The 24347-nt window shown below is 62.2% G+C and carries 17 protein-coding genes and 2 pseudogenes; 9 read left to right on the forward strand and 10 right to left on the reverse strand.

Going from position 1 to position 24347, the window contains the following annotated elements:
• Positions 1-22: 22 nt before the first annotated feature.
• Positions 23-307 carry a sensor histidine kinase gene (locus L288_RS30665; RefSeq protein WP_021238021.1) on the reverse strand — a complete coding sequence of 95 codons (285 nt, stop codon included), beginning with the start codon at positions 305-307 and terminating at the stop codon, positions 23-25.
• A gap of 19 nt (positions 308-326) precedes the next feature.
• Here L288_RS30665 and L288_RS44095 point away from each other — a divergent pair, with 19 nt between their 5' ends.
• On the forward strand, positions 327-452 hold the full coding sequence (locus L288_RS44095) for a hypothetical protein (protein WP_021238022.1): 126 nt from the start codon (positions 327-329) through the stop codon (positions 450-452).
• A gap of 693 nt (positions 453-1145) precedes the next feature.
• A pseudogene (locus tag L288_RS30670) lies at positions 1146-2381 on the forward strand (MFS transporter); the annotation flags it as partial.
• Between the two features lie 59 nt (positions 2382-2440).
• Here L288_RS30670 and L288_RS43855 read toward each other — a convergent pair.
• Genes L288_RS43855 through L288_RS30685 form a run of 3 tightly spaced genes read right to left on the reverse strand, consistent with a single transcriptional unit; the run spans position 2441 to position 7079 of the window.
• Entirely contained in the window at positions 2441-3418 is a 978-nt protein-coding gene (locus L288_RS43855; protein ID WP_236613017.1) for a phospholipase C/P1 nuclease family protein, read from the reverse strand.
• 14 nt (positions 3419-3432) lie between these two features.
• Entirely contained in the window at positions 3433-4599 is a 1167-nt protein-coding gene (locus L288_RS30680; RefSeq protein ID WP_021238026.1) for a YdcF family protein, read from the reverse strand.
• Positions 4599-7079: a TonB-dependent receptor gene (locus L288_RS30685; RefSeq protein ID WP_021238027.1), complete on the reverse strand. Its 2481-nt coding sequence runs from the start codon at positions 7077-7079 to the stop codon at positions 4599-4601. The genes L288_RS30680 and L288_RS30685 overlap by 1 nt, the downstream gene beginning before the upstream one ends.
• 141 nt (positions 7080-7220) lie before the next feature.
• Between L288_RS30685 and L288_RS30690 the strand changes: the two genes are divergently transcribed.
• The 5 genes and pseudogenes from L288_RS30690 to L288_RS30710 all read left to right on the forward strand — a co-directional run bounded on the left by L288_RS30690 (position 7221) and on the right by L288_RS30710 (position 13717).
• Entirely contained in the window at positions 7221-8318 is a 1098-nt protein-coding gene (locus L288_RS30690) for an ROK family transcriptional regulator (RefSeq protein WP_021238028.1), read from the forward strand.
• A gap of 257 nt (positions 8319-8575) precedes the next feature.
• Positions 8576-8952: pseudogene (locus L288_RS43860) on the forward strand (IS3 family transposase); the annotation flags it as partial.
• A gap of 259 nt (positions 8953-9211) precedes the next feature.
• The gene (locus L288_RS30700) at positions 9212-11692 is read left to right on the forward strand and encodes a TonB-dependent receptor (protein WP_021238030.1); all 2481 of its coding nucleotides are present in this window, start codon (positions 9212-9214) and stop codon (positions 11690-11692) included.
• A gap of 139 nt (positions 11693-11831) precedes the next feature.
• Positions 11832-12479 (forward strand): TetR family transcriptional regulator, encoded by a 648-nt coding sequence (locus L288_RS30705; protein WP_021238031.1) that lies wholly within the window; start codon positions 11832-11834, stop codon positions 12477-12479.
• Between the two features lie 47 nt (positions 12480-12526).
• Positions 12527-13717 (forward strand): CehA/McbA family metallohydrolase, encoded by a 1191-nt coding sequence (locus tag L288_RS30710; RefSeq protein WP_051209636.1) that lies wholly within the window; start codon positions 12527-12529, stop codon positions 13715-13717.
• Between the two features lie 48 nt (positions 13718-13765).
• Here the strand turns inward: L288_RS30710 and L288_RS30715 are convergent, their stop codons facing one another.
• The 4 genes from L288_RS30715 to L288_RS30730 form a co-directional block, all read right to left on the reverse strand.
• Positions 13766-15364, reverse strand: a complete 1599-nt coding sequence (locus tag L288_RS30715; protein WP_021238033.1) for a DUF4139 domain-containing protein — start codon at positions 15362-15364, stop codon at positions 13766-13768.
• 7 nt (positions 15365-15371) lie between these two features.
• On the reverse strand, positions 15372-16880 hold the full coding sequence (locus tag L288_RS30720) for a DUF4139 domain-containing protein (protein WP_021238034.1): 1509 nt from the start codon (positions 16878-16880) through the stop codon (positions 15372-15374).
• 132 nt (positions 16881-17012) lie between these two features.
• The gene (locus L288_RS30725; RefSeq protein WP_021238035.1) at positions 17013-19298 is read right to left on the reverse strand and encodes a TonB-dependent receptor; all 2286 of its coding nucleotides are present in this window, start codon (positions 19296-19298) and stop codon (positions 17013-17015) included.
• A gap of 233 nt (positions 19299-19531) precedes the next feature.
• Positions 19532-19951: a winged helix-turn-helix transcriptional regulator gene (locus L288_RS30730; protein WP_021238036.1), complete on the reverse strand. Its 420-nt coding sequence runs from the start codon at positions 19949-19951 to the stop codon at positions 19532-19534.
• An 87-nt stretch (positions 19952-20038) separates the two neighbouring features.
• Here L288_RS30730 and L288_RS30735 point away from each other — a divergent pair, with 87 nt between their 5' ends.
• Together L288_RS30735 and L288_RS0121500 are read left to right on the forward strand one after the other, a co-directional pair.
• Complete coding sequence (locus tag L288_RS30735; RefSeq protein WP_021238037.1) at positions 20039-20887, forward strand: SDR family oxidoreductase; 849 nt, start codon at positions 20039-20041, stop codon at positions 20885-20887.
• Between the two features lie 164 nt (positions 20888-21051).
• Entirely contained in the window at positions 21052-21675 is a 624-nt protein-coding gene (locus L288_RS0121500) for a hypothetical protein (RefSeq protein ID WP_030539835.1), read from the forward strand.
• Between the two features lie 103 nt (positions 21676-21778).
• On the opposite strand, the gene L288_RS30740 is transcribed toward L288_RS0121500, so the two are convergent.
• Both L288_RS30740 and L288_RS30745 read right to left on the reverse strand, forming a co-directional pair.
• Complete coding sequence (locus tag L288_RS30740; RefSeq protein ID WP_021238039.1) at positions 21779-22534, reverse strand: glucose 1-dehydrogenase; 756 nt, start codon at positions 22532-22534, stop codon at positions 21779-21781.
• A 73-nt stretch (positions 22535-22607) separates the two neighbouring features.
• Complete coding sequence (locus L288_RS30745; protein ID WP_031304288.1) at positions 22608-24110, reverse strand: flavin-containing monooxygenase; 1503 nt, start codon at positions 24108-24110, stop codon at positions 22608-22610.
• Between the last annotated feature and the right edge of the window lie 237 nt (positions 24111-24347).

Here is a 24347-nt window from a genome sequence, read left to right on the forward strand (position 1 = left end):
TCCTTTGCGGCGCGCCATTTTTTCATGCGATCGGCAGTGAAACGATCACCTTCAGGCCGGGCTGCGCATCACCAAGCTCGATCGATCCGCCATGCAACCGCACGATCGATGCGACTAAAGGCAGGCCAAAGCCATGCCCCTTGATTTCCCCTTCCCCGGACAAGCGGCCGAAGCGATCCAGCGCTCTCTGCCTGTCCGCTGGCGCAATGCCCGGACCGTTGTCGGCCACGATCAGCGTCGCCCGATCCGATGAGGCGCCAGCCGTCAGGCTGAGGCGGATTTCCGACCCTGCTGGTGTGTGGCGCACTGCACACGATGGTGGACTGATGACCGAACAGCTTCAGCTGTTCGCCAAGCTGCTCCGCAAGATCTTCATCATCCTCGACGATCAGAAGGTTCAGGGACAAAGTTCGATTCCGACAGTAGAGGATTCGCGTCGGGTGAGGATGTGACAGTTAGATTTCATATTAATGACAGGATGGGAACTTCATCGATATATCGCGCCTGCATCAGTGCAGAAAATGATCCGGGCAGTTCAATCCTGCCCTGACCAACCCGTACGGCTGGTAGAAGCCGTAACTCAAAGTGGCGCGGACATTGCGCGGCTCGCCATAGATGTAGCCGCCAAACTAACTGTTGATTCTGGTCGTCGACGATGAGGAACTCGTTCGAGCCGGGCCCGCCGAAATGTTTCGCACAACATGCCACAGCGTTCGAGAGGCTGATGGCAGTGCCGAGGCTTTGAGGATATTGGCGAGCGGTCAGACATGGAGATAGTCGTCACCGACTATAAGATGCCCAGAATGGATGGCGCTGAGCTGGCGCAACTTGCCCAGGACATGCGCCCCATGATGCCGGACTTCTGATCTCAGTTTATACTGGAGCATCTAAACCAGTTGCTGACTTGTCCCGGCTCAACAAACCTTTCGGCCTTGCTGAACCGGCTGAAGCGATCCAAAGCTTGGCAAGCAGGCCCAAGGCTGAGTGAGAACAAAGCCGCTACGGCGCGACACTCCTGAACGAAGCGCAACCTTTGTCGCACGAATGAAAGAATAGGCTTCTAGGCGCTGCCCTGCCCGCAACAGCCCATGCGGTTGCAAAGATATATGGGACGTAAGGTGATCGAGAAACGGGCGGAAGGCCGTATGTTGGCCTATGCTTCCGGCAATTTCGGCAAGGCGCTGGTTTTCGGTGGGGCTGACCTGACGATCCTGTTCCTCTTGACCGACGTGCTTGGCCTGGGCGGTACGACAGCCGGATGGCTGATGCTTGCGGCACTGTGCGGCGACCTGATCTTCGATCTCGTGGCGGCGGGGCTGGTCATTCGGCTGCGCCATGCGGGCAAAGGCTATCGCTGGATGGTGGCGGCCGCGGCGGCGCCCTGCGCGCTGGCCTTCACCCTTCTTTATGCGATGCCGGCTTTGGGCGCACGGCAACCGTGGATGCTGGCCGCCGCGCTGCTGGTGTTCCGCGGCGCCTATGCGGTGATCGATGTGCCTCATAACGCGCTGATGACTGAAGTCACCAGCGATAGCCGCGCCCGGGGACGCGTATCTGGCTACCGATTGCTGTTCAGCACTGCCAGCGCGCTCGCCGTCGCAATCATACTGACGCCGCTCGTGCAGCGGACCGGGAGCGACGAGGCGTTCGGCCAGCTCGCGCTGACCGGTGCGGTTGCAGGCGGCCTCTTCGCCCTGACCATGATCCTGTGCGCATGGACGTGCGGCAGCGGCTCCTCCCGGTCAGGGCAGCAAATCGCGGCGCAGGACGGCATCGGCGTGCCACTGCGTGACCACATGGTGATCGGCATGGGTCTTTTGGGCGTGCTGACCGGCTTTGCGGCCCCGGCCTTTGGGCGGATGCTGCTCTATATCGGCAGCTATGTCGTCCATCGTCCGGACCTTGTCGCGCCATCGTTGCTGGCACTGACCGCCGGGCAATTTGCGGGGGTCATCCTATGGACCGCCATGACGGGCCGGTTCAGCAAGAGCGCGCTGCTCGCCATGGGGCATGGCGTCAGCGCGGCGGGTTTGATTGCCTTCTCCCTCTGCCTTTCATGGCCTCTTGCGCTGATCGCCTGCGCCGGGATTATCGGCATCGGCCTTGCCAGCGTGTTCATGCTGCCATGGGGATTGCTGGCGGATGCCGTCGATGTCGTGGAGTGGCGGCATGGCAGGCGGTTTGAAACCGGCCTGTTTGCCTTCTACCTTGTCGTGGTGAAGGCCAGTGGCGCTGCCTCTACCAGCCTGATCGGCTGGACGCTCGGTTGCCTGGGCTATGTCCCAGGCCATGCGCAGGCGACTACCGTCAAGGCAGGCATGGCCGCGCTGGGACTGGCCATTCCACTGATCGGCAGCCTGGCCGCTATCGTGCTGATGCGGCGTTTCGACCTTGGCCATAGCCGCCATGGCCGCCTGCTCAGGGCACTGGACCGGCGCCGTCAGTCGGGGGCCGATCCGGTTTCGGGATTGAAGCGGGGGTTGGTGAAATCGAGCGGCGAGGGCGTGACCTTCGCTGGCGGGGCAGCGCTTTCGGCCCAGGCGCGGCAGAGCATGTCACGCAGCATGGCAGCGCCCGCCGCCGTCCGCTCATAGACCATCGCCCGGACATCCTTGTCCGCATAGTCGGCAAAACCGTTGCGCTTTTCCAGCGTATAGACCGCCTCCACCTTGTCTCCCGCTTCGTCAAGAAAGGCGAGGACCGCATCGAACATGTCTCCGCTGCGACGGCCCGGCGCGCCTATGCGCGGGGCGATGTCCGCCACCGTCAGTCGCATGCCGTCGACGAACCGGCTTTCAAACCGGCCATGGACGCTGCGGTCGGTCGTGAAGCCCTTGGGATTGTCACCTCGCCAGCCGTCCGAGTGGATGGAATCGTGCATGGGCTGCGCGCCATCACCGATATAATGGCCCAGACGGATGGTGTCGAAGGCGCAATGCTGCTCGGGGATGGAAGCGTCGCCACCTTCGGCCTGCGCCTTGCGCACCTGACGCATGCAAACGACCAATCGATCATAAGCCTCGATCGCGGCAAAGGGCAAAGTGCCGGTCCAGCGGACATTGGTGCGCGCGGCGGTCGCAGGATCGTGGTCCTTGATCGTCTCGTAACGCTTGTAGAGCGCGATGACGAATTCGTAGCGCGAACGGGGAATGGGCTTCAGGAAAGCGAATTGCTCGCGAAACCAGCCATGATTGGGATCTTCCTCGATCTTCGAGAAATTTTCCGCGTCCCCGCGCCAGCTATCGGGCAGGGAGGCGGATGCCGCGATATAATCGACATGTTTCCGCAGGAATATCGGGCCGTCATCGGGAATGGCCTCGATCGCGGCGCGGTCGATCACGCTGTGGGCGGTGCCGCCCCAGGCATAAGCGGCGTTGGGCAACAGTGCCAGGACGGCGGTTAAAGCGAATATACGCACAAGCGGGCTCCTTGTCATGGGTCGAGCGGGTCGCGCGGGTCTATTCGCGCAGATTGGCGGCTGGGCCGGAAGGCGAGCTCGGTGGGCGAAAAGCGGCGGCCGATCCGGCCAGGCTGATAGCCCAGCTCATCGGCGTTGCGCTTCATGAACTGCACGCTTTCGATCATGGCGCTCTGCTGCGGATTGCAGATGATCAAGGCATCATCGTCCGGGGACGCCCCCATGGCGATCAACAGCCGGGCCGCGTTGCGCAAATTGGTTGTCGTGTGGCGAGCATAGGGCTCCAGCACAATCGCATCAGCGGGCATGCCATAACGTTGGATCAGCGCCTTACGCATCTCCTCCGCCTCGGCGAAGCGGGTCCCGCGCGGATGGGCGCGGCCGCCGGTGACGATGATGAAGGGAATATCGCCCCGCGCGAAACGGCTGGCGGCCAGGCGCAGATGATATTTGCCATAGGGGCTGAGCGGCATGCCGTCCGTTTCCGGCCCGACCCCGGTCAGGATCATCGCACTGAAGCGGTAGCGACTCCAGTCGAGCGACTTCGCCCGCGCCATGGCGGGGGCATTTGCGCCGCCAGTCAGCGGCTCATAGCCGATCGCATCGGTCCGGTCGCTGACGTCCAGCAGAGCGAGCGCATAGTCGATGCTGGGGTCCAGCGCCTGCGCCGACCGGTCGCGGGGCGTCCGCGACAGCCAGTCAGCAGCCTGAAGCCGTGCCTGCCTCTCCTGCGGGTCGATCATGCCCGCGCCGTCGATCTGCGGATAGGATGGAACCTGCCCCAGCCCATAGGTTCGGACGATAGCGTTCACGCCCTCGATTTCCCGGCGCATCTGCGCGGGTGCGCCATCATCGGCCGCCGGCAGGCCGGTCAGCGCAGCCGCAGCCTGGCCCATCGCTTCGGCTTCCGCCGGTGTCCAGATCATCGCCTGCGCCGCGCAGGTCAGATCCTGGCCGCAGGCCGCGCGCCGCTCCTGCCGGACGCGGAGCAAAGTGGAAACGTCCGCCCTTGCCTTGAGCCGGTCCAGCGTCGCGGCATCGCGTCCCGCTGCATCGAACAGCGGGAAGAGGCGCTGCGACAGCGCCTCCATCACCGTGTCACGGGCTGCCCCCGCCGAAGCGGGGACAGGCGTGAATGCAACCGCGACCGCGGTTAGCAGGCTCGCCAGGTTCCGCCCCATCACCAACTCTTGCTGATGACGAGACGGAAGTTGCGGCCGAAGATCGGACGGCCATAAATGGCTTCCGAACTGCCTTGGCCGCTCAGCGAGTCGGTACGGGTATTGCCTTCGGTCAGGCCATGGGCATTGAAGAGGTTGTCGCCCACGATCTGCATCTGCCAGCTGCCGCGGCGCGCCGTGATGCCTGCGCCTATCGTGCCATAAGCCGGCAGCGCCGTGTTGTTGTAGAGGTCTACGAAGCGCTTCCCCATATAGGTGTAGCGTCCGTAGATCGAAATATCCGTGTCGTTCGTCTGGAAGTCGAAGCTGGGACGGATATTGCCGTAGACCTTGGGCTGACGGACGATCTGATTCCCCTCGGCCTGTTCCGGATCGGCGCCGGTCGAACTCTGGAAATTCTTGTACTTGGGATCGCTGATGGTCAGCGCGCCGTTCAACGAGAACCATTCGGCCAGCGCCAGCTTGCCGTCGAATTCCACGCCCTTGACCTGTGCCTCACCGATGAAGGGCACGTTGACGTCATTGCGCCCCGTGGTCGGATCAAAGGCCAGAAAGCTGGCGTTGAGCGGATCGAAATTGGTGTAGAAGCCGGTAACGTAAAGATAGGAGCGGCCGAAGGCGAGTTTCAGGCCGACTTCGAACTGGTCGGCCTTGGTTGTGATGATGGTCGGGTTGATGTTCATCACCGTCTGGACATTGGGCGGCGTTTCCAGGTGCGACGCGCGGCCGTAAACGCCGACATGGCTGGAAAAGTCATAGTTCGCGCCGACTGTCCAGTTGGTGACGTTGGGCTTCAGCTTCTGGTTGATAATCACCCCGGTGAAGGCGCGGGTGCTGTCGTCCGCCAGCGTGGCGCCATCGCCAAGATTGGCGGCTTCGGTCAGCGCGGCCCAGCCCTTGTAGCTGTAGCGTTCATGACGGATACCCGCATCGATGCGCAGGCCCGGTATGATCTCCCAGGTGTCGTTGGCGTAAAGTGCGAACATTTTCGCGTCACTGTCGCCTTGGTTGAGCGTTGCGGCATAGTTGAGCACGCCATTGTCGGTTACGCGGCCGATTTCTTCGCCTGCGGCATTATAGGCGACCAGGTCGAGCGTGCGCGGCTTGCCCGAAACCTCGATCAGGTAATTTTGATAGAGGGTGCGGCTGTCTTCGCCATAAAGGCTGGCATAGAGGCCGAGCTTCAGGTCGTGGCTGCCGATCCCGGTCTCGAATTTGCGGGCGACCGACAGGTTGGCCTGGCCCGAGTAGAACTTCGAGTGAATGTCGCGATACTGGCCTTGCATGACCAACCCTGACGCGGAAGAGGGATCATAGACGGTGCCGGTGCCAGCCAGGGTATAGCCGAAACGATTCACAGCGCCGAAGGCTGCGGTGGTGCGGGCGAGATAACCGATGGCGAACGCGTTGCCATCGGCTGGATTGGTAGTCGAATAGAAAGCCGTGAAGTCGAGCTTGCCTTGCGTATAGCCCGCCTTGGCAGACACCAGCCAGTCGCCGAACTCGCCATCATATTGCGCGCCGAAATTGATCATCCGCATATGGCGGCCGTCGGACAGATCGCTGTCGCGGCTTCGGATCTGCCCCGCGCCGTCGCGATACATCAGCTGCACGTTACGCAGCGCCGGCGAATTCATGGTCCCGTCGAAATAGTCGATATATTTGTCGAGCGAAACGTTGGGATTGCGCGGATCGGCAATGGGGATCGGCAGATAGAAGACGTTATGATCGTTCACATAGTTCACATTGAACTTGATCGATCCATTGTCGAAGTCATGCTTGATATTGGCGCGGATCTGCCCGCCCTTGTCATTGGGGAAGCCGTTGTCGCGATAACCGTCATGATGGCGGATGAAGCCACCGATCGCATAATAGGTGTCCTTGCCCAGCGGCCCCGCCTGATAAGCGTCCAAGCGATAGAGGCCGGTGTCGCCTAGCGTCAACTGGGCCTTGCCGCGTGGTGCGTCGCTGCCGGTAACGGTGATGGCGTTGATGATCGCGCCCGAATAGCTGGCATAGACCGGCGCAGGACCACCCCGAACGACCTCGACATGGTCAGTCATCAGATCCTGTTTCAGGATGGCGTCGCCGCGAAAGAAGACGCCGTCATTTTCGTGGAACAGCGGCAGGCCGTCCTGCTGAAAGCTGACGAAACCACCATCATTGGGCAAGCCGCGGATGCGATAGATATTCTGCACTTCGCCGCCGGTGATTTCGGTCTGGAAACCGGGCAACTGGCCGATCAGGTCGGCAAAATTCACCGGCGCGATCTTTTCCACATCTTCGTTTGAAATGGTGTTGATCGCATAGGACACGTCGAAGCGGCGCTGGGCACGGGTGGAACCGGTAACGATGATGTCGTTCGGCCCGTTACCGGCATTAGTCGCCTGGTCGACAGGCGCGGCATCCTGCGCGAAGGCAGGCATGACGACACAGAGCGCCGCAAGGGCGGTGCTGGTGGCAAGCATGGTCTTGAACATGAGGAAGCCCCTTTCGATTGATCGGGCGCTCACCTGACGATGCCATGTGACGTTTTTAATTATTATTGTGAAAATAATTAAACCCGCATAACCGATCGACGCATTTCACCGGCGGCGAGCATCGGCATGGGGTTTCCCTCCTTGGACAAGGACCAGCGGCGCATTCTCCAGATGCTGCGAAAAGCGGGGCCGCTGTCCCGGTCCGCGTTGTCGGCCGAGCTGGAAATCAGCGGTGCCGCGCTGACCCGCCTCTCACGCGATCTGCTCAGCCTTGGGCTGGTAGAGGAAGTGCCAGGGTTGGAAGCACAGGGCCGCGGCCGTCCCGCTATTCCTTTGCGCCTGGCGGGTCATGGCGGTTACGCGGTCGGGGCGACAGCGCATAAGGGCTTTCTCGATATCTCGCTGGTCGATTTCACCGGTGCCACCATCGCCACCCATCATGAAGCGGTCGCGCCGATCGACCCCCATCGTTTCGCGCAAAAGGTCCGGCGCATCACCCATGATCTTGTGGATCGCCACGGCCTGTTGGGCTGGCGCATGCTCGGTCTTGGCGTGGCAGTGCCCGGCCCCTCGCTGTCACCGGCGGGCGACCGGTGGAGTGTTGTCGACGTGCTACCCAACTGGCGCGACGCGCCGCTACGCGACATCCTCTCCGCTGAAATGGACTGGCCGCTCTGGATCGAGAATGATGCCAATGCGGCTGCCATTGCCGAATTTTATTTGGGGGGTCTGCTCAAGGATTTCGGCACCATCGTCGTTCTTCTGCTGGGCTTCGGGATCGGCGCAGGCGTCATTGTCGACGGGCGGCTGGTACGCGGTCAATATGGCGTGGCCGGCGAAGTTGGTTGCCTTTTTCCCGGGCATCTGCCGCGCCCCAGCCCGCTGGACTTATTGGCGACACTTCGCGGTGACGGCTGCGATCTGTCGTCGGTTGCCGATATCGACTTTGACGCCGCAGACCAGATGCCCACGATCGAAAGCTGGCTAGACCGGGCGGCCGCGCAACTGGAGGCTGTATGCAATACTGCCTTCGCATGGCTAGATCCGGGCGCAATCGTCCTCGCCGGCACCCTGCCGTCAGCCATTCTCCAGGGACTGGCCGATCGCCTTCATGGCGCCGATCTCGTGACGACGGTCCATCAACGCCGGCCGCCTATACGGATATCCAGCCTCCATGGCTCACCGATTACCTTTGGTGCAGCCCTTCTGCCTATTCATGCCTTATCCGCAGACGTGTGAACGATCGACGTGCGGCACAAGCCGCAGAGCGGCGATTGGTTTGGGCAAGATCATGCCGCCATCCACCACCCAGTGCCAGAAACACAGCGATTTGATGATCGATCAGCGTCGTCTGCGCTTCGGCCAGATCGACCTGCATGTGGCGAGGCTGTTTTGCGCTGTTAGGACGGCCAGAAAATCGCTGCGTCCGCAGCGGAACAATGTGCCGGCATGGCGACGGACCGCTTAGCCCTGCGCACCGCATGGTCGAGAGCCGCCAGTTCACCAGCATGGCGCACCACAGATGCGCCTTCCACAATATTTTCGGCCGGGTCTGCGACGAGCATGAGGTCAAACACCGGCTGACCAAGATCAAACACTACTGGACCAATGGCCAGAGCCCGTCCCCGCGGAGGCCGGGGTCGAGCGAACGAACCGGACGATCAAGGAGGCAACGGTCAAGCGCTATCATTACGGCAGCCACGCCTAACTGACCGCGCACCTCAACGACTTCATCGACGCATACAGTTATCGTCGTCGCCTTAAGACCCTGCGCGGCGTCACACCCTACGAGTATATCTGCAAATGCTGAACACCCGAACCAGAACGCTTCAGCTTAAACCCGCACCATCAAATCCCGGAACGAAACACCTAGCCCTGCGCCACTGGTAGCATCTGCCATCCGTGAGCAAAGCTGGTTCTCATCGCGATGGTAGCGTATCCCCTCCCCGGAAAGCAGTCGTACGGTTCACCGCCTTTCCATCGTTTCGCACATAATGCGCGATGCCTCATTTCATCATCGCCCCAGCGGGTGCCGGGTCTACAAAGCACCGTGTCATTTAATCTTCCCAGCGTTGTCATCAAAATGATAATTATCGCTATCATAGTGCTCCGGACTTAATCCGGGGGTTCAAATGAGTCTTTTCACCGTTTCCCGTTTTGCGCTGTCATGCGCGCTGGTGGTGTCCACGGCTTACGCCGCACCTGTCTTTGCTCAATCCGCTCAGGGCGACGACGCTTCCGATCCAGCCTCTAGCGAGATCATCGTCACCGGCCGCGCTGGTACTAATGATCAGAAGAAAGTCGATACCAGCTACGCCATCTCGACCATCTCCGCAGCGGAGTTGGAGATTCGCTCACCGCTCGGCATAGTCGAGGCGCTCAAGCAGGTGCCCGGCTTCTTCATCACCAACACATCGGGCGAAGCGAGCAGCGGCTTGAGTGTGCGCGGCATCCCGAGCGACGGTTTCCAGACGGTGGCGATCCTGGAGGACGGCATCCCGATGCAGGCCGATCCGGGTCTGGGATGGCTGAACGGGGATCAGTCGCTGCGCGTCGATCAGACGATCGAGCGAGTGGAAGTGGTGCGCGGGGGTCCGTCGTCGATCTTCTATTCGAACGCCCCAGGCGCGGCGATCAACTTCATTTCGCGAGAAGGCGGCGAAACGCTGACGGGCCTCGCCCGCTATGAGGTCGCCGATTATGATTCGCATCGCATCGACGGCTGGCTCGGTGGGCCGCTCGCGGGCGATTGGCGCTTCTTCGTCGGCGGATATTACCGCACCAACCGGGGCCAGCGTGATCCGGGCTTTCGCGAGGGCAAAGGCGGTCAGGTGCGCGCCAGCCTATCACGCAAGTTCGATCGCGGCTCGATCAGCTTCGGCGTGAAACGGATCGACGAGCGGATCGGAAACTGGCGCGGCGGCATCTACACGACCGACGCCGATGGCAACGCGGTCGGCGTGCGCGGCTTCGATGCCAGGCGCGACACGATCCAGGGCCCGGAAAGCCGCTATTTCGACTTCCGCACGCCCGATGGCGTCTACAAGTTCGACAGCGGCGTGGGCACCACGGTCAAGCTGACCCAGTTCAGCTTCTCGGGCGACTATGAGCTGGCCGACACGGTGCGGATCGAGCAGAAACTGCGCTATCGTGAGAGCTGGACCCGCCGCAACAGCATCACGCCCTACAGCGTCGCGGCGGCGCCCGCCTTCCTCAGCGGCACCTTTGGCCGCGCGATCACGCCGGGCAGCGGCCAGACGCTGGGGCTGCGCTATCGCGACAGCGGCGAGATGATGGATTTGGTCAACGCCAATGGCAATGGCCTGGCGCTCGTCAACCTCGCCCGCTCGCACACCATGCCGCTGGATGAGTTCATCAGCGACACCCGCCTGGTCGCCAGCTTCGACGCGGCGGGCACGCACAATTTCGCGATCGGCGCCTATTACGCCAATGTGAAGGAGGAGTTCAACGTCAACAGCGCTGCAGTGCTTACCGATGTGCGCGACAACGCCCGGGTGCTGGACGCCTGGCTTCTTGCCGCCAACGGCACTCCGATCTTCAAGCTCACCGAAAATGGGGTCGCTGCCTATGGCGCCGAATGGGCCAATGCGCAGGGCAAATCCGACAGCTTCGCCATCTATGCCAGCGACGAGTGGCAAATCACCGACAAGATGCGGCTGGACGGCGGCCTGCGCTGGGAGAAGATCGACATCAGGGGCAAGGTCGAGGGCCGGCGCACGGTAAACCTAAACCAGAGCAGCACCGTCGCGGATGACGCCGTTGCGACCGGCAACGGCGTGTTCACGCCTTATGACCGCAGCTTTGATTCCACGTCGTGGACGATCGGCGCAAACTATCAGTTCCAGCCGCATTTTGGCGCGTTCCTGCGCTATACCGACACCTTCCGCCTGCCCAATATCTCCAGCTTCATCACCAATGCCGGCGCCGATCCGGTAGTGCAAACGATGAACTTCATCGAAGCAGGCCTGAAATATTCGCGTCCGGCCTTCGACTTCTATGTCACTGGCTATCGCACCCGCTATAATAGCTATGAGATTCAGGATTTCCGCCGCGATACCGCCGGAACGCTCATCCCGGTGCGGGTGCTGGGCGATACCCGGACCTGGGGGCTCGAGGTGGAGAGCAACTGGCGCCCAACGCCGCTGTTCGACCTGCGTGCTGCCTGGACTTGGCAAAATGCCCGCTTCACCAGCTTCATCTTCACCAACGATGCCGGTAAGCTCACCGACTATTCCGATCATCGGATGAACGGATTGCCGCACCACAACTTCCGGATAACGCCGGGGATCAACCTGTTCGACCGCGCGCTGCGGATACAGAGCGACATCAATTATGTAAGCCAGCGCTACACCGACATCGCCAACCAAATCAGCCTCAAGCCCTTCTGGGTGATCGATCTGGCCGCGCGTTATTCGGTGACGCCGCGACTGGAGCTTAACCTGATGATCAACAATCTGACTAACGCGTTTGGCCTCGTCAGCGGCAATCCACGCGCCGGCACAATCGATAATAGCGAAGCCGGCCAGGCGGTCTTCATCGGCAGTTCGCAGTTCCGGCGCAGCGTGCGCGGCGCGGTCACCTTCCACTTCTAACACTTCCCCCAGGGCCGCGCGCCGCGACGCGTTGGCCCTGGGCCGCCGCCAATTGGCGGATTGCCGGGATTAAGGACCGATGTTAGCCAGTTCTCTCTCGGATTGGGCGGCGCCCTGGACAACAGGAGAGAAACAGCGCGTGACGGCATATCGCCAGCCTCAGCAGGAACGATCACGACGAACATTCGATGCGCTGCTCGACGCCACCGGCTATCTGCTGAGCGAGGTGGGAATCGAACGCATCTCGACCAACCTGATCTGCGAGCGGGCGCAGGTGACGCCACCCGCCCTCTATCGCTATTTCGATGATAAATATGCGATCATCCACGCCCTCGCCGAACGGCTGCTGCTGCGCCAGAACGACGCGCTGGTAGCCTGGGTGTCGGCCTATGCCGACAAGGGGCTGGAGGTGATCTCCAGCAAGCTGCATGAATTGCTTACGACCATGTCAATTATCACCGGCAGTCAACCAGGCGCGATCTGGATCATGCGCGCGCTACGGTCAGTGCCGGCGCTTACGCCCGTGCGGCTCCAGTCGCACAATTATGTCACCGATCTGCTCACCGACGTCTACCACCATTATCTGCCGCATGCCGATCGCGAGACGATGCGCCGCCGTACCCGGCTAGCGGTGGAGATGGCCTATTCGATGGACGAGATGCTCAAGGAAGAGGATTTCGACGAGGCAAGGTTGCTGGAGGATGCCGCCTTCATTTTCCGATCGATGATGTACTTCCCGGAATATGGCCTTGCTCCACCATCCAAGGAGATGCTGTCACAAAAGTGATAGCGGTCGCTAGTATTTGCCCGGCAACATGGTTCGGAGGGCTCAAGATGCCGGGTTTGTTGCGGGATGTAGTTCGGATGTGCTGGCTCGCCGGGACGGCGATGATCGCGGCGGTGCCCGCTGCGGCGCAGGACCCCAAGGCACCGGTGATTCCTCCTGTCGCCAGTCTCACAGACGGCATGTGGATGAAGGGCGATCTGCATCTCCATTCCCGCCACAGCACCGATTCCTCGAACAATCCGGTGTCGGCGATCATCGGCTTTGCCGAACGCAACGGCTTTGATTTCCTAGCGATCACGGATCACGACAATCATGTACAGGGGGATGTCGCCAGTCACACTTGGCGCGACCCGGAGTTCCGGTCGGATCGCGTGGTGCTGCTCTACGGCGCGGAATGGACCACCGACCGCGGACACGGCAACATCTTTTCGGCCAGGCCTTATGACCACCAGAAGCTGTACGACCTGCGTGACGCTCGTGATGCGAAGATCCTGGCGGCCAAGCAGACGCTCGGCGTCCATCTCTCCGCCAATCATCCGGCTGCGGGCAAGGATCATTTCGGCTTCTCCTATGACATGGTCGATTCGATCGAAATCTGGAATTCGGCGGTCTGGCCCCGGAACGCCGCCACACTGCTGATCTGGGACGACATGCTGCGATCGGGCCGGAAGATCGCCGGGCGCGGCGGCAGCGATTCTCACCACGGCGTTCCGCCCAGCCCGGACAAGGCGACCAGGAACAGCGCGGAGGCGACCGCCAATTATGTCGGTACGCCAACTACCTGGGTGTTCGCCAAAGCCCGGACACCCGCAGCGGTGGTCGAAGCGCTTACCAATGGCCGCGCCTGCGTCAGCGCCAATCCGCGCGGGCCTCGCGTCGAATTCTATGGCGATCGCGACGGCGATGGGCAGATGGACATGATGATGGGCGACAATGTCCGCGCCAGCGGCAAGCCTGTGCACTTCGTGGTGAAGCTGACCGGCGGCGTGGTGGCGAACGCCAGCTATCGCGTGCTAGTGATCCGCGACGGTCAGCCGTTCGGCGAATTCGAAGCCAAGGGCGAGGCGCCAGTGGCGAGCTTCGAGGACTCGCCGGCGGCGGATACGCGCAGCTATTACCGCGTCCAGGTCGAAGGGCCGCAGACCCCCTACCCTGAAGTGCCCAATTCGATGCCGCTGAGCGGAAAGATGGTGGGTCTTTCCAATCCGATTTTCTTCAACTTCGATCCCGAATTCTAAGAGCGGCAATTGGCTGACCAAGGCTGGTCGGTCTGCTCTTACGGATTTTCATCTTGAGCGTTGATAGCCGGTCGCCGGTTCCTGCGCCGTGGATTGGAAGCGGAGGCGGACTTCGCCATTCGCGGGGACGGTCATGACCCATACCCGCTTGCCCGGCTTGGCGGTGAGCCGCCCGCTGAAGCCGCTGAAGATCCGTCCGTCATTCAGCGGAAAGTCCATTTCGAAACGAACGGCGAAAGGGTTGGCGTTGCGCACGATCACGGTGTGGCGCAAATGGTCCTTGCCGTCCTCCGCTTTTTCTTCCTCCACGGTAAGATTGCTCGCGCGGGCGAAGGGCCATTCGACCTCCTCATCCACGGCCTTGTCGCCGGTCATGCTTTCACCAACATACATCCGCCCCCACGGGCTGTCTTGATAGAGGATGGCGCGTCCCGCCGGGAGCGGATCGCCCATGCCTTCCTCCTTCCCGTTGTGGAAGCGGAACAGCATTTGGGGATCGCCCGGCCCGTCCCAGCTCATTTGCGACCGGTAGATGAGGCTGCCCTTCACCTCGTCCTTGACGAGGAAGGCCACCTGCTTCTGCGATCGCGCGGCGACCGTGACGGGAACGGGTATGCCGTACAACTTCAGATCCCCCAGATTTTCCGCCTTGGCGACCACGGATAAGGCGAGCGGCGCGGACTGCACAGCTTCCTGACGCCGCTGGCTGGTGACGACGATTTCGCCAGCATCCATCATGATGGCCATCGGCGGCGGAGGAGGAGGAGGCGCGGGAGGACCGTTGCCCACATCGCTCGTCTTACCGGCGGGCCAGCAATCGCTGAACCTGTTGAGATACTGCGCCTCTTGCCTGGCATTTTCCCCCGTATCATCGCGGCTATCCTTTGACCGGTTAACCCGTCCAGCCACCGCTGAGGCCGTTGCATCAGCAAAGCTGGTTTCGTCTGCGCTGGCAAGCGTCAACCAGCCGAGCAGATCAAGCGATTGCCCGTCTGAAGCCAGCGTGGCGACATAGGTGGCGTCCCAATCGAAACCGGTCGCGATATAGGCGAGCGTAATCGTCACGCTGCCGCCGGGCTGGTCCCTGGTCGTCATCGACAGCACCGGCTTGGCGGAAAGGGTTGGCGGCGCTTCTGGATAGAGGAGGGTCTGGCGCAAGCCGGAGCAATAAAGCGCCTCCACACCGCGCGGTGTCGTCACCACCAGCCGGTCGGCGGCGGAGCGGATAGTCGCGCTTTCCTCCAGCGTCCTGCCGGACGCCGGATCGGTACGGCGCAAAATCACCCGCTGACCGGTGAAGGCATCCACCAGCCCCTTTTGCGACAACAGCGCCGCGTCTCGATTGCGCTCCCTCGGGGGTGTGCCAAACAGGATGGCCGATTGCGGCACGATGCCGCTCGCCACCCCTTCGAACCGGATCACTGCTACGCCGGGCGGCAGCGTCACCGTGCGCGTCTCCGCCACCAGCGCGAAGGAGCCAGGATTGTCGCGATCAATGTCCCCCTCGCCCCTCTTAGGGTCGCGATAGAGGGTGACCGCCACCTTGTCCGGCGCGGCGGAGATGACCACGGGCGATTGCGCCCGCGCGGCCACGGGCACCCAGAGCAACAGGATCAACAGTGCCCAAACCAGCCCAAGGCGGCGCATGAGGCGCTTACCAGGGCGTGAGGAAAGTGGCGGTCAGTTCGGCCCTGCCATTGGCGGGCACCGGTACGACCCAGCGCCTGGAGTCGGCATCCTCCTGCACGCCCTTGATGCTCTCCTCCGGGACGCGCAGGTCGCGCCATCCCCACCAGCGGGCGAGTCCAGACTGGACCACGTCGACTTTCACCGGCGCCGGTTTCGCATTGGTGACGATGTAGCGCATCTGGGTACGGTAATATTTCTGCGGCCGCTCGACCATGCCTTCCACCTTGGTGCCGTCGCGGTAGGTGACGCGCCAGCGCTCCGACTGTGTCCATTCGTCGCTGGTAATGACGTCGCGCTTCTCCACCACAGGTTGCACCTTCACATCGAAGGCGTCGCCGGTGTGCAGCGCCAAGGTGGAGCCGCCCGGCGTGTGCGGGATAGCGCTTTCGCCAACAAACTGGGCTTGCCCGCGCGTATCGCGCATATAGACGCGCACCGTGCCCGCCGGCAGAGCAGCACCGATGCCAGCGGCCCTGGCATTGGAGAATTTGAGCACCGATGCGGCGCTTTCCGCCTCGCCCTTGCTCTCCATCCAGCCGTTGCGAAATTCATATCCGCGCTCCGCCGGGACGCCCGACGCGTCCAGGAAGCTCACCTGTTTGGTCTGGGCGTTGGCGATGGCAGTGCGACCGTCGATCGGATAGACGTGGAAGTCGCCCAACTGCTCGCCGCCGTCGCTTTCGGTGCCTAGCTGGTTGCCGCGTGGCCCCGGCCGTCCTCTATTATAGCCATCATAGCGTTGCTGAACCTGCCCCACTTCCCCGGCCACGAGCAGCGTGCGGGCGTTCGCGAAGGTCGTTCCGGTCCTGTTGTTGAGGGTGATCCACCCCTGCATGTCCAGCTCGCCCGCTTTCTCGTCGAACAGCGCAACATAGTCGGATTTCCAGCTCATCCCCGGCGTCAGATAGCTGAGCGTCACGAGCCGCGCGCCGCCTTGCTGTGTATCCATCGTCACGCTGAGCGTCGGGCGCGCGCGCAGGTTCGGCGGAATGGACGAAAATATGACCCGCACCGGCAGGCCGTCGTCACGCAGCACCTCTATGCGGTCGCCGATCTTCAGCACGACGCCGCCATTAGCCGCCAGTACCGTCGCCTGCTCCCGCGTCTCCACGCCGGTCGCCGGATTGGTCCGCAGGAGGGTGATGGTCTGCCCCACCGCCTTTTCCATCAGTGACGCGGGGGACAGCAGGTCATAGTCGAAATTCTGCTCGACGATGCCGACGCCCTCGCCCGACAGCGTCACCGTTTCCGGCCGGATGCGCGCGGAAACATCGGGAAACTCCTGCCGCGAACGCCCGGACGGCAGGGCCATTCTACGCACGTCCTGCACCAGCGCGAGGTCATTATTATAGATGGTGACGGACACGTCGCCCTGTGCGCTGGACGCCGAAGTCGCGTCAGCAGATGTCTGGGCGGAAAGCACTTGCGGGGCCAAGAGGGCGGTCGGCATCAACATGAGATAATTCAGCCGCATAGAGCCCCCCTTCTCAGTCTCCGCTGAACATGCCCCAAAAGGGTAAGCCATTCCAGAGGCATATAGCTGGGCTGGCGCAACAGGATGCGCCAATAGCCCCTCCCGTTACCGGCATGTAGCTCGCCAGTGCGATCACAGATGTACGCTTGCGCCGATGCCGACCGTTTGCGGTTCGCCGAGGATCGCCTGGTGGATCGCCTCATACTGATATTGCATATATTCCTCGTTGAAGATGTTTCGGGCGAAGGCGAACAGCGACCAACGACCGGTTTCATAGCCGATCCGGCCGTTGACTACGGTCCGGCCCCCGACCTTATATTGCCCCTGGTCCTGACCCACGCCGGTGAAGACGAAGGAGCGGTAATTGGCATTGAGATTGGCGGTGAAACCTGGCCCGAACCGGGCATTGATGCCACCCGCGAGCGTCCAGCGCGGCGCGTAAGGGAATTGGGTGCCGGTCAGGTCGACGCTGCTGGTCGCTCCCACAGGCAGGTCGAAATTGTCGAACTTGGTGCGGACATGGCCGACGGAGGCATAAAGGTCGATGCCGCGCGCGACATTGGCATTGGCCTCCACCTCGAAGCCGTACAGATGCGATCCGGCCGCGTTCACCGTGTTGTAATCATAGGCGTTGCGGCCGAAATAGGCCGTCACCTGCTGATCCTTCCACTTCATGTAAAAGACGTGGGCATTGAGCATCAAATGCCCGTCGAGCCATTTCCACCGCAACGACCCTTCATAGTTCCAGCTATATTCGGGATCGTAGGGCACCAGTTCGGCGCGCGCCGGGTTCTGACTGGAGCCGCCTGAGCGATAGGCCCGCTGCACCGTGAAGGCTGTCGTGATGTCCGGCGTCCAGTCCATGCTGATCCCCGCCTTGGGCAGGAAGGCGTTGAAGGTCCGGCTGGTGCCAGCCAGCGGCGACGATGCATCCGACACCAAACCCAGCACGCCTTGGTTTATCAGCGCGATGACCGGCGCATAGGCCGCTCCCAGGAAATTGGCATTGGGCAGCGTGCCGTTGAAGTTCGTGACCGTCTCCGCCACGTAGCGATTGCGCTCATGATCGAAACGGAAGCCACCGATCAGGGTCAGCCGCTCGGTTAGTTTGAAGCGGCCGTCTCCGAACAGCGCCATGGTTTCCACCTTCTCTGGCTGCTGAGCGAAGTAGGTAACTGGGATCACCGGCAATTGCGCGGCGTAGGCGGTGCTGAGGAAGCTGGCCTGCGCCGCTGTTGCACCATTGGCGCGCAGCAGTGCGGCAATGGTGGAGGTTGGAGTGGCAATATTGACGCGGCTGTTTTGCTGGAGGCTGCCGGTGCGGCGATAATACCAGGCGCCCAACAGACCGCTCAGCCGGTCGCTGTCATAATTAAGGCGCAGTTCCTGGGTCAGCGTCTTGTAGTCATAGCGATTGTCGATAGCCTGGCTATCTTGCGCCGTTCCATCAGTATCGATCCGCGAATGGACCTTAGACCGGTTCCAGGATGTGACACTGGACAGTTTCAGCCGGTCCGCAAGCGGATAGCTGATGTTCAGCACGGCAATGTCGCTGTCGATCTTGCCCCGGCTTGGCTGGTCTCCGGTCGAGATGCGGCGGCTGAAATAATTGGGGACGTCGGTGCGGGCATATTCATAGAGATAGCCGCCGTCGCGCCGCACCCTGTTATAGCTGGCGACGGCCTCCAGCCCCGGAATCGCCTGCGGCATCCATTTGATCTTGCCGCGCAGGTTCAGGGATTTGAGCGCATCATCATATCCGCCGCGAGTGACATTGCGGATGAGGCCCCGGTCGTTGCGACGCTCCGCCGACAAGCGGATGCCCAATTCATCCTGGATGATGGGCCCGCCCGCCGCAGCCGAAAAGGTGCGGCCGTCATATTCGGTCCACAGCAGGCGCGCGTCGCCGCCCCAACGAGTCAGTGAAGGTTCCTTGCTGGTGATGACGATGCCGCCGGCCAGCGCGTTGAGTCCCTGGATCGTCGATTGCGGTCCACGCAACACTTCGACCTGCTGCACATCCCACATATCGGTCGGGCCGCCATAGAGCGCCCATTTGGGGATCGGCGCCCCGTCGACATAGACGCTCGCCGCGTCCGCCTGACCACCCGCGCCGACCCCGCTATTGCTGATGCCGCGAATGGTGAAGCCAGAGGAGCCGTATGTTTCCGACAGGTTGGCGGTGCGATTATAAACATCCTGAATGGTAATCAGCGTTTCGCGCTCGATCTTCTCGGGCGTGACGACCGCAATGCTGGTCGGCGTCTGCTGCAAGGTGCGGGCGCTCTTCTCGCCAGTGACGATGATGTCGGCGCGTACGCCTTCCGCACCATCATCCCCGGACGCCTGCTGCGCCAAGGCTGGCATGCTCAATGCGGCAATGGCCGCCCCCGAAAGCAACAGCGACAGTTGACCCATATATGATCCCCCGGAATGTACCTGCCGCGCTCCATATTCATTAATGCTAACGCGAGTCAATGTCATTACCGAGAAAGGCTGAAATCCGTGCATTTGCGATAGGGGCCGGGGACAAACCCGCGCGTCTTCAACAATGGTGACACCCTCAAGAGGTGCAAGTAAGGCCGGGCGCCGCCAGCAAGTGGCCCATCGATCCCCATTGAACATCAAGGCGGCCGATCCGGCCAGCCCCTTCACCTCTGCGTCCGCTGGTCCCGATGCCGCGCGATCTGCGGGAAGTTGACCTCGATCCAGTCGGCAAGGCCGCGCACCTTTTCGGCCGCCTCCTGCCCCAGCGGGCTGAGCGTGTATTCCACATGAGGCGGCACCACATTATAGGCCCTGCGGATCACCAGCCCGTCGCCTTCAAGCCATTGCAGCGTCTGCGCCAGCATACGCTCGCTGACGCCACCGATCTTCCGCCTCAGATCGCTGAAGCGATGCGTTCCCGATTGAAGGGCGATGAGTATGAGCACGCCCCAGCGGCTCGTCACATGCTTCAACACATCGCGCGATGGGCAGGCCTGCGCCATCAAGTCGCCCCGCTGCAACTTGCCGGATAGCGTGGCGAGGGACGTCTGCGGCGTGGCAATCCCATCTGCTCTGGTCTTCATGCTAACTTACCTTCATGTGCGTACTTATGAAAAGTCATTATGGGATCTATATCACATCGGCAGTGCAGTCAGACAAGGAGTTGCCTCATGACCATCGCCGTGACAGGAGCCACCGGCCATCTTGGCCGCCTCGTGATACAGAAGCTGAAGGAAAAGGTGCCCGCCTCCGCCATCGTGGCTCTCGCCCGTTCTACTGCGAAGGCGGCTGACCTTGGCGTGACCGCACGCGCCGCCGATTATGCGAAGCCGGAAACGCTGGAAGCCGCGCTGGCGGGCGTCGATACGCTCGTGCTGATTTCCTCCAGCGAGATCGGGCAGCGAGCGGTCCAGCATCAGAACGTCATCGATGCGGCCAGCAAGGCAGGCGTCAAGAAGATCCTGTACACCAGCGTCCTCCACGCCGACACCTCGCCGCTCAGCCTTGCGGAGGAGCATCGTCAGACCGAAGCTGCCATCAAGTCTTCGGGTATCGCTTTCACAATCCTTCGCAACGGATGGTATACGGAGAATTACAGCAGCGCCATCAATGGCGCCCTTGCCAGCGGCGCTTTCATCGGCAGTGCGGGCGAAGGCAGGATTTCCAGCGCAACGCGTGAGGATTATGCGGAAGCCGCCGTGGCTGCCGCCACCAGTGACGGTCATGACGGCAAGACCTATGAGCTGGCGGGCGACACGGCCTGGACGATGACCGACCTTGCCGCCGAAGTGTCGAAGCAGACCGGCAGGGACATGCCCTACAAGAACCTGCCGGAAGCGGATTATGCCGCCGCCCTGACCGGAACCGGCATGCCGGAAGGCTTGGCCTCTTTCCTGGCAGGTGTCGATGCGGCGATCGTGCAAGGCGCGCTTTTCGACGACAGTAGGCAGCTTTCGACGCTGATCGGCCGCCCGTCCACACCGCTTGCGACTGCCGTCGCTGCTATCCTGAAGGCGTGACGATGCCCGGCCCGCTCCGTTTCGCCGGGGCGGGTCATTCCCCCTTTTATTGCCGCGCTCCAACATGCTTGAGACCGGCAGTTGCCTAATCCCTGCCGTTTCCATGTTGAAGCCCGCCTAGGGCGCTGACCGAAACGATTTTGCCTCTCTGCCGTTGTGCCAGCATGAACAAGATCCTGCTTCGCGCGGTTCCCCTATGCGGGCTGCTCTTGATTGTTCCCGGTTGTTCGTCCGGTCACCAGCCGGCCACAAATGAGGCATCGGCGAACAGTACAGGGGATAGCGCCCCCTCGGACGTCAACGCTGCCGCCATCTCGCCTGTCGATGGCGCGGCCAACACGTCCGCACCCACCAGTCCGAACGTATTGAGTCTCGAAGGCTTGGGCGGTCTCAAGATCGGTGAACCTGTTCCCGAAGGCAGCGGCTGGGCCGAACGCGGCGCTCAGGTCAGCGAAGCCTGCCGCACGATAAGTTCGCCCGGCTATCCTGGCGCCTATGCGATCGTCACAGGCGGCAAGGTGCAGCGCATCACGATCGGTCAACGGTCCACGGCCGAGCTCGCCGAAGGGATCGGAGTGGGGGCAAGCGAGGCGGAGGTCAGAAAGTGGTTCGCCGGTTTTCGCGAAGACCCGCACGAATATGAAGACGCGCCCGCAAAATATCTAACCGCTCCCAACGCAGGAAGCGGGTCATCCGCCCTGCGTTTCGAGATCGGGAAGGACGGCAGGGTGAAGATGATCCATGTGGGACTGATGCCGGTGCTCGCTTATGTCGAGGGCTGCGCCTGACCCGGCCTGGCTGCGCCGCACCTAGGACAGCGTGCCGAAGGATGGGGAAAAGGCTTATGCTCTCCCGCTCCTGCGGACCAGCATCGCCCCTCACCCTCCCGCCCTAGACGGCGGTTGCCCCGCCGTCGATGACGAGCGGATGGCCCGTCACGAAGCTCGCCGCGTCCGAACAGAGCCAGACCACAGCCTGCGCGATCTCCTCCGGCTGGCCCATGCGGCCCATGGGCGTCATGGAATCGATCAGCGCGCGCATGCCGTCGTCGGCGATCAGCGGCGCGGTCATCGGTGTTTCGATCACGCCCGGACAGACAGCGTTGACGCGGATTCCCGATGTCGCCCATTTAAGCGCGCCCTGCCGGGTGAGGCCGATAACGCCATGCTTGGTGGCGACATAGGCAGGCTGGTTGGGATTGCCCACGAGGCCGTTGATGGACGAGGTGTTGACGATCGCGCCGCCGCCCTGCTCCACCATCACGCGGGCTTCCTCGCGCATGCACATCATGACGCCGGTCAGGTTGATGCCCAGCGCGCGCTGCCACACGACATCGTCATATTCGTCCGCCGTGACGATGTTGATCCCGGCATTGTTGAAGGCGCAGTCGAGACGGCCGAACAGTTCGACGGCAGCGGCGACCATTTCCTTGACCTGTCCCGCGTCGCTGACGTCGCAGCGCTGAAACGCCGCCTTGCCGCCCTGCCGTTCGATCAGGTCCACGGTTTCGCTGCCCCCCGCTTCATTGACGTCGCTGACCAGAACGGACGCGCCCGACCGCGCGAAGGCCAGCGCCGCGGCACGGCCAATGCCCCCCGCAGCGCCCGTTACCAGCGCCACCTTTCCCTGAAGGCCGTAGTCGATCATTACCTTCTCCTTTTTTCATGCGCAAACGCCGCATCCAAAGGATGCGGCGGCGCTGCTTTCACAGTGTCGAAGCCTATTCCGCTGCGCAAGCGGTCTTCTGTCCGCCATCCATGACATAGTCCGCCATCACTGGCGAGGCCATGGCTTCGGCAAAAGCCTCATAGCTCCAAGGCCAGCTGGACGGCACGCCGGTGGCGTCCAGATACCAGCTGTTGCAACCCGACCCGAAGATGGTCGATTTGGCCGCGGCGATGCGCCTTTCCTCATAACCGGCATGGGCCTGCGCGCTTGGCTCGATGCTTTCCGCCTCGCCGCGACGCAGCGGCTCCAGCAGCTGATCGATATAGGCCCATTGCCGCTCGGCAATGTCGATCAGCGAGAAGTTGCCGACCGGGCCGGTCGGGCCGTTTAGCATGAAGAAATTGGGAAAGCCGGGGATCGCCACCGCATAATAAGCGGTCGGGCGCACCGACCAGACATCGTCGAGCGACAGCCCGTCACGGCCCAGCACGGTCGTGGGGCGGATGAAGCGGTCGGCATGGAACCCGGTCGCCAGCACCAGAGTGTCGAGCGCATGGAGGCGGCCATCCGCCATCCGCACGCCTTCCGGCTCCACACGGGCGATGGCTTCGCGTTCCACCTCCACATTGGGCTGCTGCACGGCATCATAATAGGACCAGCTGTAGATGAGCCGCTTGCATGCCGCGCGGTAATTGGGGCGCAGCTTTTCGCGCAGCGCGGGGTCGCGCACGCTGTTTTCCAGATTGTCGAGGCACAGTTGCTCGATCGCGGCGATTTCCGGCCCTTGCGTATCGGTGATCGCCTGGGTGAAGCGATAGATGTTCGCCCAATATTCCTTGTCGTTGCGGATGGCGTCGATCAGCGCGGGATCGCGGCGGAATGCCTCCCGCTCCTCCTCGCTATACTGGAAATAGGGAACCGGCATGATCCATTGCGGCGAACGCTGGAAATGAACGAGCTGGGCCGCGCGCGGCTGAAGCGCGGTGACGATCTGCACCCCGGTCGATCCATTGCCGATAATGCCGACGCGCGCGCCATCCACCGGCGCATCGTCGCGCCAGCGGGCGCTGTGAAGGGCTGTCCCGGCGAAACTGTCCAGCCCTTCAATGTCCGGCATGCGCGGATGGTGCAGCACGCCTGAGGCAGCGATGACCGCATCGGCGACGGCTGTTTCGCCAGTGGAAAGCTCAAGCCGCCAGACCTGCTCGTCCTCATCCCAGACGCAGGACACGACCTCCGCATTGAAGCGGATGTGCGGCATTACCCCATATTTCTCCGCCGTGCGTTCGAAATAGGTCTGGATCTCCGCACCTTCGGCATAATAGGCCCGCCATTCGGCATAGGGTTCGAAACTGTACGTATAGGCATGGGCCGGCACGTCGCAGGTCAGTCCGGGATAGCGATTTTCCCGCCAGGTCCCGCCCAGCCGCCCGGCCTTTTCATAGACGGTGAACTGCTCGCCCTTCTGGTGCAGGCGGATGGCCGCCAATATACCGGCCATGCCCGCGCCGATGACGGCGTAACGCAAGAGGCGGCGCTGCTGATCGATGGACAATGCACTCTCCTGATTCGTGGTCCTGCCAACGATCATGCCGGCTCGCGGATGCCCGCGCATCCTGCAAACGGATTAGGAAGGCGCCCGGATCACTCCGGGGCGATGGCGCCTCGCTTCGCTCGCTGGCGGCCAGATGGCGGCTGATGGCATCCGCGCGCGGTGCGCTTCCTTCTTTCGGATGAAGCAAGCTATATCACCGCGTCGGAGATGGTGGTCGATGGCGGCAACATCTCGTCG

It is taken from the genome of Sphingobium quisquiliarum P25 (genome assembly GCF_000445065.1).
Lineage (GTDB): Bacteria > Pseudomonadota > Alphaproteobacteria > Sphingomonadales > Sphingomonadaceae > Sphingobium > Sphingobium quisquiliarum.